15 protein-coding genes and 1 tRNA gene are annotated in these 11693 nt (G+C 65.4%); 6 read left to right on the top strand and 10 right to left on the bottom strand.

Features of this window, described 5'->3' with window-relative positions; all coding sequences use genetic code 11:
• Positions 1-58: 58 nt before the first annotated feature.
• A tRNA-Met gene (locus tag ACE3P6_RS04410) sits at positions 59-135 on the top strand.
• Between the two features lie 135 nt (positions 136-270).
• Here ACE3P6_RS04410 and ACE3P6_RS04405 read toward each other — a convergent pair.
• Entirely contained in the window at positions 271-537 is a 267-nt protein-coding gene (locus ACE3P6_RS04405; RefSeq protein WP_374391957.1) for a type II toxin-antitoxin system ParD family antitoxin, read from the bottom strand.
• 199 nt (positions 538-736) lie between these two features.
• On the opposite strand from ACE3P6_RS04405, the gene ACE3P6_RS04400 reads away from it, so the two are divergent.
• From ACE3P6_RS04400 to ACE3P6_RS04380, 5 genes are read left to right on the top strand one after another with little or no spacing between them, the layout of a single operon-like run.
• Positions 737-1027 (top strand): ArsR/SmtB family transcription factor, encoded by a 291-nt coding sequence (locus ACE3P6_RS04400; protein ID WP_374391955.1) that lies wholly within the window; start codon positions 737-739, stop codon positions 1025-1027.
• Complete coding sequence (locus ACE3P6_RS04395) at positions 1024-2022, top strand: permease (RefSeq protein WP_374391953.1); 999 nt, start codon at positions 1024-1026, stop codon at positions 2020-2022. The genes ACE3P6_RS04400 and ACE3P6_RS04395 overlap by 4 nt, the downstream gene beginning before the upstream one ends.
• 14 nt (positions 2023-2036) lie before the next feature.
• Positions 2037-2264: a thioredoxin family protein gene (locus tag ACE3P6_RS04390; RefSeq protein ID WP_374391951.1), complete on the top strand. Its 228-nt coding sequence runs from the start codon at positions 2037-2039 to the stop codon at positions 2262-2264.
• Complete coding sequence (locus tag ACE3P6_RS04385; protein ID WP_374391949.1) at positions 2264-2665, top strand: OsmC family protein; 402 nt, start codon at positions 2264-2266, stop codon at positions 2663-2665. The genes ACE3P6_RS04390 and ACE3P6_RS04385 overlap by 1 nt, the downstream gene beginning before the upstream one ends.
• 46 nt (positions 2666-2711) lie before the next feature.
• Positions 2712-3470 carry a sulfite exporter TauE/SafE family protein gene (locus ACE3P6_RS04380; RefSeq protein ID WP_374391947.1) on the top strand — a complete coding sequence of 253 codons (759 nt, stop codon included), beginning with the start codon at positions 2712-2714 and terminating at the stop codon, positions 3468-3470.
• A 2-nt stretch (positions 3471-3472) separates the two neighbouring features.
• On the opposite strand, the gene arsH is transcribed toward ACE3P6_RS04380, so the two are convergent.
• The 9 genes from arsH to ACE3P6_RS04335 all read right to left on the bottom strand — a co-directional run.
• Positions 3473-4201 (bottom strand): arsenical resistance protein ArsH, encoded by a 729-nt coding sequence (gene arsH / locus ACE3P6_RS04375; RefSeq protein ID WP_374391945.1) that lies wholly within the window; start codon positions 4199-4201, stop codon positions 3473-3475.
• Positions 4194-4622, bottom strand: coding sequence for an arsenate reductase family protein (locus ACE3P6_RS04370; protein WP_374391943.1), 429 nt, complete (start codon positions 4620-4622; stop codon positions 4194-4196). The genes arsH and ACE3P6_RS04370 overlap by 8 nt, the downstream gene beginning before the upstream one ends.
• Positions 4619-5638 (bottom strand): ACR3 family arsenite efflux transporter, encoded by a 1020-nt coding sequence (gene arsB / locus ACE3P6_RS04365; RefSeq protein ID WP_374391941.1) that lies wholly within the window; start codon positions 5636-5638, stop codon positions 4619-4621. Before arsB ends, ACE3P6_RS04370 begins: the two co-directional genes overlap by 4 nt.
• On the bottom strand, positions 5635-5955 hold the full coding sequence (locus tag ACE3P6_RS04360; protein ID WP_197474265.1) for a metalloregulator ArsR/SmtB family transcription factor: 321 nt from the start codon (positions 5953-5955) through the stop codon (positions 5635-5637). The genes arsB and ACE3P6_RS04360 overlap by 4 nt, the downstream gene beginning before the upstream one ends.
• 257 nt (positions 5956-6212) lie before the next feature.
• On the bottom strand, positions 6213-6458 hold the full coding sequence (locus ACE3P6_RS04355; protein ID WP_374391939.1) for a hypothetical protein: 246 nt from the start codon (positions 6456-6458) through the stop codon (positions 6213-6215).
• Positions 6455-7129 carry a YcbK family protein gene (locus tag ACE3P6_RS04350; protein WP_374391937.1) on the bottom strand — a complete coding sequence of 225 codons (675 nt, stop codon included), beginning with the start codon at positions 7127-7129 and terminating at the stop codon, positions 6455-6457. Before ACE3P6_RS04350 ends, ACE3P6_RS04355 begins: the two co-directional genes overlap by 4 nt.
• A 73-nt stretch (positions 7130-7202) precedes the next feature.
• Positions 7203-7511, bottom strand: a complete 309-nt coding sequence (locus ACE3P6_RS04345) for a hypothetical protein (RefSeq protein ID WP_036707062.1) — start codon at positions 7509-7511, stop codon at positions 7203-7205.
• Positions 7512-7544: 33 nt separating this feature from the next.
• Positions 7545-9467 (bottom strand): DUF2793 domain-containing protein, encoded by a 1923-nt coding sequence (locus ACE3P6_RS04340; protein WP_374391934.1) that lies wholly within the window; start codon positions 9465-9467, stop codon positions 7545-7547.
• 21 nt (positions 9468-9488) lie between these two features.
• The coding region (locus ACE3P6_RS04335) for a glycoside hydrolase TIM-barrel-like domain-containing protein (protein WP_374391932.1) at positions 9489-11693 on the bottom strand (2205 nt) is incomplete at its 5' end.

Below are 11693 nucleotides of genomic sequence, written 5' to 3'. Positions count from 1 at the left end.
GTATCTCTCGGCACGATGTGGCCCCTTGCAACGATTGATTGTTCCGGGCCGAAATTGGCGCGGGGTGGAGCAGCCCGGTAGCTCGTCAGGCTCATAACCTGAAGGCCGCAGGTTCAAATCCTGCCCCCGCAACCAAAAAATTACGTAACATCAAATAGTTAAATGTTGATCGTTTCGCTTGTGTATAAGCAAACGCGTTTACCTCAACAACAACTCAACGTTACACAAGGCCCCCCACAAGGGGGCTTTTTGCGTTCCGGGCAGCGCCGATCAGGCGCCCCGATCATCCCGGAATCGACCGATCACGTCAGCAGCGCTCAACGGCCGATAGCTTTCCTCAGGAGCCGCGAAAGCGCGCGTCAGCTCAGCCTTCAGACGATCAAACGCCTCCCGTTCCGCCCGCTCCTTGTCGCGCCGGATCAGGTCGTGCACGTACTCGCTGGTGTTCTCGTAGGAGCCGTTCTCGCCAACGTTCGACGCGATGAACTCGCTCAGCGCACCGCTGATGCGGATGATTACCGTCCTAGCCTGAGACATGATGCGCTCCGCTTTCGTGTGTTCAGGATCAGCAAAAACAAACACGCAGGCAAGTTGCACGACGTCCCTTTTTGTCCTTGTTCGCGCTGGATGCGTTTCTCGCGCGTCGTAGAATGGTCGTCGCCTCGCTTCGCTTGATCCAGATCACGGCACGGAACGCCCGCCTATGCGCAGATGCGCATGAAGTGGAGCGCCTCCAATGATCCTGGCCGTTCTGTCTGCCCTTGCCGAACCGACCCGCCTTGAAGCCATGCGCCTGCTGGCAGACGGCTCGGAACACTGTGTCTGCGAGCTTATGCGAAAGCTGGGTGCAACCCAAAGCCGGATGTCGCGGCACATGCAAGTGCTGAAGCAAGCGGGACTGGTGCTGGACCGGCGCGACGCGCAATGGGTGCGCTACCGGATCAACCCAGAACTGGCGCCATCCCTCGCACGCCTCGTTGAATCCGCGCTGGAGCGGCCGATCATGGTTACGGAGCGGGCGGAATGAGCGTGTTCGGCTGGCTGAACGACCAACTGCTGCGGATGACCTGGCTCAACGATCTGGTGGGCGCGGGCGTGGCGGCCATCGGGCTGGACCCTGCCTCGCGGATCGGCGGGTCAGTGCAGTTCTTCGTCTATGACGTGATCAAGATCTTCATCCTGCTCTCGGTGCTGATCTTCGCCATCTCCTATGTCCAAAGCCATTTCCCACCGGAACGCACCCGCGCCATGCTCGGCGGTCGGTCGGGCCTGGGCGCCAACACGCTCGCAGCCCTTCTGGGCACGCTGACTCCATTCTGTTCCTGTTCGTCGATCCCGCTCTTCATCGGTTTCACCGCCGCTGGCCTGCCACTCGCGGTGACGTTCTCCTTCCTTATCTCCTCACCGCTTGTGGACCTGGCCTCGGTGATCCTGTTGGCCTCGATCTTCAGTTGGCCGATTGCCCTTGCCTATGTGGTGGTCGGGCTGGTGGTGGCCATTGTGGGCGGGACGATCATCGGCCGTTTGGGGATGGAGGGTCAGGTCGCGGAATTCGTCCGCACCGTCCCCGTCTCGGGCGAAGCCGCGACCATGACCCGATGGGACCGGCTGGTATATGCGCGCAATCAGGTGGTCGAGATCGTCCATCGCGTCTGGCCCTACGTGCTGATCGGCGTCGGCATCGGGGCCGCGATCCACAACTGGGTGCCTGCCGACGTGATCTCGGCGTTGCTCGGACAGGATAAATGGTGGTCGGTCCCTGTGGCGGTGCTGGTGGGCATTCCCATGTATGCCGACATCTTCGGCACCTTGCCGATCGCCGAGGCGCTGGTCGGCAAGGGCGTGGGCCTTGGCACTGTGCTGGCCTTCATGATGGCGGTGACCGCCCTGTCCCTACCGTCGCTCATCATGCTCAAGCGCGTGGTGAAGATGCCGCTCCTTGTTACCTTCACCGGCGTCGTAACGCTTGGCATCCTGTCCATCGGGCTGATCTTCAACGCGATTTCCAACTGGTTCATCTGAGAAAGGACCGCATCATGATCATCAAGATCCTCGGCTCGGGCTGCAAGAAATGCGTAACGCTTGGCGAAAACGCCAAGGCAGCCGCGGCAGCGGCAGGCAAGGAGGCCGAGATCATCAAGGTCACCGACTTTGCCGAAATCGCCGCCTATGGGGTGATGTCGACGCCGGGGCTGGTGGTGGACGAAAAGGTCGTCTCGACCGGCAAGGTGCTGACGGCGGAAGAAATCGGAAAGCTCATCTGATGGAGTATCGCGTCCACGCCCGCCGCATCGATGCTCATGGCAGTCTTGCCGTGGCGAAAGAGGCCGAAGTCGCGCTCGACACCGATCTGGCCGGGCGGCGCGATGCGATGAACCCGGTGGAACTGCTGCTGGCGGCACTTGCCGCTTGCATGCTGAAGGGGATCGAGCGGGTGACGCCGATGCTCAATTTCCAGATCGATGGCGCCGAGGTTGCGCTGGAAGCGATCCGCCAGGACGCGCCACCGAAGCTGATGCTGATCCGGTATGCGATCGTCGTCGAGAGTGCCGAGACTGACCAACGCCTTGATCTGTTGCACCGCAACATCTTGAAATACGGCACCATCTCGAACACGCTGTCATCAGCCGTGCCGCTCGAGGGAAGCCTGCGCCGCAAGGTGTAACAGGTTCAATTGGGGGGCAGGTATGGTCGGATGGCCGCGGATCGTATTGGCTGGAGCAGCCGTCGGCATAGTCGGCGGGCTGATCGGGCTTGGCGGGGCAGAGTTCCGTCTTCCACTCCTGATCGGCATGTTCGGATTTGCAGCTCTTGATGCGGTGATCCTGAACAAGGCGACCAGTCTGATCGTGGTGGCCACAGCGCTGCCGTTCCGGGCGGGAACCGTGCCGCTGGATCAGGTGCTGGCCGAATGGCCGATCATCCTGAACCTTCTCGCGGGAAGCTTGCTTGGCGCATGGATCGGGGCCGGGCTCGCTGTGCGGATGAAATCCCGCACTCTCTATCGCGTTCTGGCCGGGCTTTTGGTGCTGATCGCGGCAGTCCTCGCGCTCAGCCACATCACGACCCTGTCGCCCGCTGCCCTTGTCACCGGACCTGCGCAGATCGTCGCGGGCCTTGTCGCAGGGTTCGGCATCGGCATCGTGGCTTCGCTGATGGGCGTTGCGGGGGGTGAATTGCTGATCCCCACGCTGGTCCTTCTGTTCGGGATCGACCTGAAACTCGCAGGCAGCCTGTCGCTGGCGATCAGCCTGCCCACCATGCTGGTCGGGTTCGCCCGATACAGTCGCGACGACAGCTTCACGGTTCTAGCGCGCAATCAGGGCTTCGTGCTGTTCATGGCCTTGGGGTCAGTGATCGGCGTCGCCGTCGGCGGCCAGCTTCTGGGGATCGTGCCCGAGGTCGTGCTGCTGCCCGTTTTGGTCGCCATCCTGCTTGTATCCTCGGTCAAGGTCTGGCGTCACGGCTAGTGTCAGGTCGCCGCCGACAGGTTCACCCGCTTGATCAGCGCCTCCGCGCTTTCTTTGCGTTCGGAATAGCGGTCCACGAGGTAATCGGCCCGGTCACGGGTCAGCAGGGTGAACTTCATCAATTCCTCCATCACGTCCACGATCCGGTCGTAGAGCGGCGACGGTCGCATGCGCCCGGCCTCGTCGAACTCCTGGAACGCCTTTGGGATCGAGGACTGGTTGGGGATCGTCAGCATCCGCATCCAGCGACCAAGGACACGCATCTGGTTCACGGCGTTGAAGCTCTGCGAGCCGCCCGACACCTGCATCACCGCCAGCGTCTTGCCTTGGGTCGGTCGCACGGCACCCTCGGACAGCGGGATCCAGTCAATTTGCGTCTTCATCAGACCGGTCATCGCACCGTGGCGCTCTGGCGAGGACCAGACCATCCCTTCGCACCAGGATGAAAGATCGCGCAGTTCCCGCACCTTCGGGTGGGTCGCATCGACCCCGTCGTCGACCAGCGGCAGGCCGGACGGGTTGAACATCCTTACCTCGGCCCCGAGCCGCGTCAGGATGCGGGCCGCTTCCTCGGCCGCCAGACGGGAAAAGCTGCGGGCTCGGAGCGAGCCGTAGAGGATCAGAATGCGCGCTGGGTGGACCGAGGGCGCGCCGCTGAACAACCGGTCGCGGTCGATGCCGAAGAACAGTGCGTCATCGATGTTGGGCGTGTCGGAGTGCTGGTCAGACAAGGCGGTTTCCTTCGGCATCGATGATCATTTGACCGTCCTCCTTTGCCAGCGGACCGGGAGGCAGGCGGTCCAGCAGGTCCAGCACCGTCTCGGACGGGCGGCACAGGCGCACGCCTTTGGGCGTGCAGACGAGGGGCCAGTTCACGAGGATCGGATGGGCCACCATCGCGGTCAGTAGCTGGTCGTCTGTCACGTCGGCCGCAGTCAGGCCCATCTCCTCGGCAGGCGATCGGGCGATGCGCAAGGCATCGCGCGGGGTGAGGCCCGCCGCAGCAAACAGCGCCAGAAGCTGCGGGCGGGTCCAGCCTTCCTTCAGATAGTCGATGGCGATGGGCGTATACCCGGCGGCCTGGATGATCCCGAGGGTGTTGCGCGATGTCGCGCAATCGGGGTTGTGGTGGATGACGACGGGAAAGCTCATGCCGGGAACCGGTTACGGGTGCGGTTGGCAAAGGCGACCAAGGACAGCATCACCGGCACTTCGACGAGGACGCCCACCACCGTTGCCAGCGCCGCGCCCGAGTTCAGGCCGAACAGGCCGATGGCGACCGCCACTGCCAGTTCGAAGAAGTTCGACGTACCGATCAGGGCGCAGGGCGCTGCCACCTTGTGGGGCAGCTTCCACACAAAGGCCCAGGCATAGCCAAGCGCGAAGATCCCATAGGACTGGATGATGATCGGCACGGCAATGAGCGCGATCAGCAGTGGCTGAGCGATGATCACCGGCCCCTGAAAGCCGAAGAGAAGAACGACGGTCAGCAGCAGGCCGAGGACCGAAGCGGGCTTGATCCGCGCCGTGAAGTCCGACACCGCCGCTTCACCCCCGCGCACCATCAAGGCTCGCCGTGTCAGTGCTCCGGCGATCAGGGGGATCACGATGTAGAGGACGACCGACAGGATCAGCGTCTCCCACGGCACGGTGATGTCGGTCACGCCCAGCAGGAAGGCCACGATCGGCGCAAATGCCACGACCATGATCAGGTCATTCACGCTGACCTGCACCAGCGTGTAGTTCGGATCGCCCTTGGTCAGCTGCGACCAGACAAAGACCATTGCGGTGCAGGGGGCCGCACCCAGCAGGATAAGCCCCGCGATGTATTCTGGTGCCTTGGCCGGATCGATCAGCCCGGCGAACAGGTGGTTGAAGAACAGCACCGCCAGCGCCGCCATGGTGAACGGCTTGATCAGCCAGTTGATCGCCAGCGTGATGATCAGCCCCTTGGGGCGTCGTCCGACATCCTTCAGCGAGCCGAAGTCGATGGCGATCATCATCGGATAGACCATCGCCCAGATCAGCACGGCCACCACAAGGTTGACCGAGGCGTATTCCAGCCCGGCCAGCACACCGAACAGGCCCGGCGCGAGGTTGCCCAGCACAAGGCCCGCCAGGATGCAGAGGGCGACCCATAGGGTCAGCCAGCGTTCGAACAGACTCATGTGGTTTCCTTCCGGGTGGGAACGCAGCAGGCATCGCCGGGGGGCGGTGTCAGGCTGGCGATGAACTCCGCCAGCGGGGCCAGCGCATCGGGGTTCAGCGCATAGCACACGCGCGGCCCGTCGATCTCGCCCGAGATGATCCCCGCCGCCTTGAGGATGCGTAGGTGTTCCGACACCGTGGACTGTGCCAGGCCGACAGCATCCACGATGTCACCGCCGATGCAGCCGGGGGTGGCCAGCAAAAGCCGAAGGATACGAAGACGGGCCGGATGAGCCAGCGCCTTTGCCAGAGCTGGAAGGTGATCGTTCTGAGGCACGCGTGATTCCAATGGCTTCGTTAATCGTCGATAAACGATATAACTATCGTTGTGATAGGACAACCCTGAGAGAGGCAATACTGCATGATCTTTCGTGCGGTCATCACCGACACGCGCGCGCCTGGTCGCGCAACGCAGCGTAGTCGCTCAGCATCCGGACGACGACGGCCCCTTCCGGCAACGCCTCGACCTCGTCGGCGGCCCGCGCTTGATCTGCTGCGGTGTACTCGACCACAGGCGGGCAGGGCGCGCTGGTCTCAGAACTTACCGTCGCGCAGCCGGTCAGCCAGAGCATCGCGATCAGCAGGGCGGCGGGCGGCGGCGTCGAGCATCTGGCGTTGGATGGCATCGTTTCTCTCTCGGGCATCAAGCCGTTCGGCGGCGCGCCCGGCGCGTTCACCGGCACGGCGCAGGTTCAGAAGGGAAAGCAGGATCGCTGCTGCGGTGAGGATGAGGCCCAGCGCTTTTCGCGCCGGGCCATGGGTCAGAAGCCAGCTGATCACCGCTGGCCCCGCTTCCAGTCGTCGAGCCGCGCGTGGATGGTGACGGCGATGCCGATCAGCGCGATGGCGATCAGCACCCAGCGCAGGGTGTCGAGATAGGGCACCAGTGGCTGGATGGTGGATTGGGTTTCGGCGAGGACGCCCCTCACAGCATCCACCCCAGCCGCACCGACGGTCGCCGCTCCAGCCGCGCCGCCCCCGCGCAGGGTGCGGCTTTCCGAGAGGACTTCGCGCGCGGGCGGCAGTTCCGGGGCGAAGGGCACGGGTCGCGCCGGGAAGGGATCGCCCCACGACCGGGCAGGGCCGAGGTCGATGTGCATGAAGCCCGAGCGGGGGTAATAGCCGAAGCCGAGGAACCCGACCGCCCGCGCCGCCGCCTCGAAGGCTGCGGGATCGTGGTTGGACATGGCGATGTCGAAGGCGGTCGCCTGCATGTGCTTCGAGGCAGGGGCCCCGCCCACGGAGCGATTGTGTTCCGGACTGCGGTAGGCCGAGCGCACGATCAGCGGCTTGCCCAGCCGATCGCGCAGGGCCTGCAGCTTGTCCATCGCCGCGGTGTTGATCTTGATCGCGCCGGTGCCGCGGCAGGCGATCTCGGCGGCCGAGAAGTTCGGCCAGCGCCAGGTGTTGGCGGGCACGTCGCGCCAGTGGGGGTAGGTCAGGGTCGGCATGGTGGATCCTCCAGATGAAAAAACCCGCCTCTTGGGCGGGGGACATGTTCGTTGTGGTGTGGTCGCCAGGCGGTCAGTCTGATCGGCCGCGCTGGAAGGCGTCGAAGAGCATGTCCCGCATGGATCGGATGTCCGTCTCGATCCGGTCGAGGCGGTCGCCATCCACCTTGCGATCTTCGCTGCGCTGCTTGTCGGAGCGGTCGCGTTCGGTGATGAGTTCGCGATCAAGACGATCCAGCAGGGCCTCGTTGGTGAAGGCCTTGCGCGTGATCGCCGCGATCAAGGCCATGGTGCCACCGATCAGGGCGGTCAGCGCGGCGGTGATCCCGTGGTCCCGAAAGGCCCGCGCGACCTCCCCGGCGAGAGTGGTCTGGTCGTTCATGATGGTCCTTTCATTGCCGCAGGCTGCGGTTGGTCAGAAATCAGTTTCGAGGTAGACACCGGCGCAGTCGTAGGCGACGGCGGCGGCCGTCGCGCCGGTGTTCAGGAAAAGCCGCGGCGACAGGAACTGCGTCGCGGCGGGCAGGTCAGCGGTGATCTCCTGCTCAAAGACCGCGCCAGACACTTCATCGACCACGCGCACCCAGACGGATGACCCATTCGGCGGGGCCGCGATGAACAGGGTCAGCACCCCGCCCGTCGCTATGGCGAAACTTGCGCCCATGTCAGTCAGGGTCGGCGCCCCGGTGCCGTCGTTCGCGACAAGCTGCCATCGGGTGTGGGTCCCGCGCTGGAAGCCGATGCCGATACAGTTGATGGCGGCGGCCAGCGTCAGGGTGGTGGCCAGCGCGGCCGTCGATCCATAGAGGCCGAAGAACCCCATGCCAGTTGCCTGCAGGGTCGTCAGCGAGATCCGCGTGACGAAGGTCCAGCCGCCGAGGCCCGCCGCGTTCCCGCGCCAGCAGGCCCAGCCTGCGGATCGCTGGTCGGCGACCGAGTCCACGACGGCCGCCGAAGTCAGGCGCCATCGCCGCATTGAGGCGGCGAGGTTCGTGGCTGCGAGGGTCGGGTGCGACACGGTGCCGACCGAGGTGATCGGCATGCCTTCTGTGGTGATGGTCGTGGTGACCGAAGGCGACCAGGTCGCGATCCGGTTCACCCCGAAATGCGGCTGGAGCGGAAAGTCCCGGCCAGAGGGGCGCATCACGTCGATCCACGGCGCCCCGGCGCGGTTGCGCGCATAGAGGGCGGCCTTGCCTGCGGGCGGCGGCGATGGCGCTGCGGCCAGACCTGGCAAGACCGTGGGCTGCGGCAGTTCTACCTGACCGCTGGTGCGGTCGATCCTGATCGCGTCGAAAAAGGCCGATCCATCCGGGCTGACCTTGAAGCTGAAATCGTCATTCCCGAGCAACCCGATGAGGGCGCGGGCCGAGAAGCCGGTCTTGAAGGCAAAGGCCGCGTCATTCCCGGCGGCGGCCTTGTTGACCGTCGCCTCGATGCCCGCGCCCGCGTTGTTCAGAAGGACGGCGGGCGTGTTCACCGACAGCCGGTTGTAGCTGTCGGCCGTGGCCCCGCCGAGGCCCAAGAACTGCGCGGTCAGGTTTGCCTGGGGCATGCCGACCTGCGTCACGGCATTGGCGAAGGTGACGGTCGGCGTGTTGATGACGGTCGATCCGCCCGCTCCGGCGGAGGCCGAGCCAATGTTGACGACCGTCGTCGACCCGGATGCCCCGCCCGTGCCGAGGTTCACCGTCTTGGTGATGCCGGTGGTCGTCGCACCAGTGCCCATCCCATAGGTGGCCGTCGTCGTCGCCGTGCCGATCGAGGCGCTGGTGGCCGAAACAGTGACGGTTCCAGACGCCGTGAGCGTCCCAGAGAAGGTCTTGTTGCCAGTAAAGGTCTGGGTGCCCGCGAGGATCGCCAGTTCAGACGAGGTATTCGGTAGGGTGAAGCTGCGCGTGGTGGCCGTGCTGATCCCCGCCAGCGAGAAGGTCGCCTTCTTTGTCGGGTCCGCATCGTTCACCAGGCTGAAGACTGCATCCGACACGTCGCGCGGCTCGCTCACCACTTCCCAGGCGCTGCCGGTCCAGACGAGGAACAGCCCCTCGGCCGCGACCCAGACCAGCCAGCCGGTGCGCGGCACAAGCCGGATCCACGCGCCGTCGACCCAGAAGGCGATGTTCAGATCCCACCCGGCCCAAAGGCCGGTGGCGCCGGAGGCCACAAGATGGCGGTTGCCGTCGGTGGGGCTGGCCGGGGGCGCGGTGCGCGTGCGGTCCAGGACCGAGAGCTGCACCATGGCATCGAGCAGGCGCAGGGCCTCGTTGTGGGTGACATGCTTCTGCGCCTGCGCCGCCAGAAGGTAAGGCAGGCCCAGATGGGTCGAGGTGTCGGACATTTGGGTTCCCGTGGGTTGGGATCAGAATTTGAGCGTGACCGCGGTGGGCGTGCCGCGGCCAAGGCGGTTCGAAAGTTGGAAGATGCGGATCGCCAGCGTCTGGCTTGGCCCGAGCGGCGCACCCCAATCGGCGGTCTGCTGGGCGGATGTGTAGAGGACGGAGGTCGTGGTGCTGGTCAGCGTCCGCTTGACAGCGGCGCCATCGAGGATCTGGACTTCGTAGCTTTCTAGGTCCTCGGCCAGCGGCACCTCGACCTGTTCCCAGGCGTCGGCCACCAGCGCCCGTGACCGCCGGGTCCAACGGATCGTCAGATCGCCCGGGCTGCGGGCCGTTCGCCATGGCTGCTCGACATGAACCGGAGCGAAGGGGACAAGGCCCCGCCCGGTCGGCGTGAAGCCCAGCGCGGAGTAGCTGTCATCCGTGACAGAGCGCGCGGCCGGGCCGACCCGCCAGTTCCAAGGCAGTCCGAGATCGGCCTCGGCGATGGGCAGCGAAGCCAGTGTGGCGTCCAGTACGACCACCCGCGCGCCAGCCGGAGCCGGGTTGCCCATGGTTTGTTCCGTTCCGCGCTGGCCGCGCAACAGGCGGGTCAGGCGATACCGGCCTGGGGCGATCAGTTCGGCCGCGCCTGCCTGGACGATCTCCCATTGGCCAGCGGCAGTCTCGACCGCCAGTGCGTTCGCCCCGCCGAACAGCGCCACGTCCGTCACGCTTTCCAGCGTTCCGGACAGGAGATCGACCACCAGAGCGTTGCCGAGATCAAAGCACGAGGTCGGCCCCGGAAAGAACTCGAAGGCCAGCGTGCCGATCCGCGCCCGACTGCCGAAGGTGGTCAGCAACGCGAACCCGTCGGGTGATGCGCTGCGGAAGACCGCGATCTCGCCCGGCCAGGGGCTGGCATGGGCGGCGACTAGGGGGCGATGGGCAGGCTGGTCTTCGGAAATCTGCGGCAGGTCCAGCATCACCACCTCCGGCGTGCCGAAGACGACGGGGCTCGAAAGCGAGGCCGGTCGCGGATCACCGGGCGGCAGATCGTAGGCGGCACGGTCCTGGCGGACGGCTTCGATGCCTCGCGCCTCGGCATCTGCCACAGAGACGAGGCGAAACTCCACCTCGCGGCCGTCGTGGACGAGGCGGATGACGTCGGCCGGATCGAGGGCGAGGCGCGAGGGCGGCAGACGGAAGGTGGCGCTTTCCCGGCCGATCCAGGCCTCCATCAGCGCGCGGCGGCAGCGGCGTTCGGCCTCCTCGGGCGGGATCGCAATGGGGAAGGACTCGGACGCGATGCGGGTCGTATCGACGGTGATGCGGCGGGCTTCGACGAGGGCCGCGTCATAGTCTTCGTCCGCCCGCGCGACCTGCCACTTCAGGGCCTGCGGCAGTTCCGTCTCCTGGCCGCGGGTCAGCTCAAGAGCCTCACCCTCGCGGCTGGACACCAGATCATCGATGGCCAGCGTAGCGGTCGAGGCACGGCCGCGCATGACGAAGCGGATCACCCCCTCTGACTCGATGGCGTCAAACCCGAAATGCCGGGCCAGCGTGGAAATCGACGCGCGGGGGCTTTCCAGCGCGACGATCACATAGCCCTCGACCGCGCCCCAGAGGCCGGTGACGTCAATCAACGCCTCATCAAGCCCAGCGCTCAGGCAGAGATGACGCACAAGGGCCGCCAACGACACCGCACCGAGCCGCCCGGTCAGCCAGTGCCCGAGCCGCCAGTTCGGGCCATCGGTCCAGACGCCGGTCAGTTCGGGGAAGAAGGGATAGGGTCGCGCATCCCAGGTCCAGGCGGCGCATTCGGGGACATGCACCATCCGGCCACCGTAGACGGATGAGGTCGGATTGTTCGCGCCCTGACCCCACCAGAGGTAACTGGCCTCGAGATAGGCACGCTGGATCGTGTCATCTCGCCAGCCACGGGAGAAGTATGGGGTGAAGCTCTCCGAGGACTTCGGGTCGAAGAAGACGTTCGGCTGGTTCGTGCCCCGGTCGATGGCCGGGCAGCCCAGTTCCGTGAACCAGACCGGCTTTGACTGCGGCACCCATGCCGTGGGCGTGCCGCTTTCCACCCCGCCCGGCCTGTTGAAATGGGGGTTCGACCACCAGGCCCGCAGATCCTTGTAGCGAAACACCCAAGGCTTGCCTGCGGCACCGTCCGTGATCGGCGTGCGGATCTGGGCCGACCTGTCGGCGGCGGATGCATAGAACCAGTCGAAGCCCTCGCC

This window comes from Tabrizicola sp., from assembly GCF_041911175.1.
In the GTDB taxonomy this organism is placed as follows: domain Bacteria; phylum Pseudomonadota; class Alphaproteobacteria; order Rhodobacterales; family Rhodobacteraceae; genus Tabrizicola.
This window is presented reverse-complemented; position numbering and strand designations above follow the sequence as displayed.

What these genes read in the sequence shown, in the direction of transcription:
- ACE3P6_RS04405 (WP_374391957.1), bottom strand. Translation starts at nt 537, where the DNA reads ATGTCTCAGGCTAGGACGGTAATCATCCGCATCAGCGGTGCGCTGAGC.
- ACE3P6_RS04395 (WP_374391953.1), top strand. Translation starts at nt 1,024, where the DNA reads ATGAGCGTGTTCGGCTGGCTGAACGACCAACTGCTGCGGATGACCTGG.
- ACE3P6_RS04345 (WP_036707062.1), bottom strand. Translation starts at nt 7,511, where the DNA reads ATGAACGACCAGACCACTCTCGCCGGGGAGGTCGCGCGGGCCTTTCGG.
- ACE3P6_RS04385 (WP_374391949.1), top strand. Translation starts at nt 2,264, where the DNA reads ATGGAGTATCGCGTCCACGCCCGCCGCATCGATGCTCATGGCAGTCTT.
- arsB (WP_374391941.1), bottom strand. Translation starts at nt 5,638, where the DNA reads ATGAGTCTGTTCGAACGCTGGCTGACCCTATGGGTCGCCCTCTGCATC.
- ACE3P6_RS04350 (WP_374391937.1), bottom strand. Translation starts at nt 7,129, where the DNA reads ATGCCGACCCTGACCTACCCCCACTGGCGCGACGTGCCCGCCAACACC.
- ACE3P6_RS04400 (WP_374391955.1), top strand. Translation starts at nt 737, where the DNA reads ATGATCCTGGCCGTTCTGTCTGCCCTTGCCGAACCGACCCGCCTTGAA.
- ACE3P6_RS04390 (WP_374391951.1), top strand. Translation starts at nt 2,037, where the DNA reads ATGATCATCAAGATCCTCGGCTCGGGCTGCAAGAAATGCGTAACGCTT.
- ACE3P6_RS04340 (WP_374391934.1), bottom strand. Translation starts at nt 9,467, where the DNA reads ATGTCCGACACCTCGACCCATCTGGGCCTGCCTTACCTTCTGGCGGCG.
- ACE3P6_RS04370 (WP_374391943.1), bottom strand. Translation starts at nt 4,622, where the DNA reads ATGAGCTTTCCCGTCGTCATCCACCACAACCCCGATTGCGCGACATCG.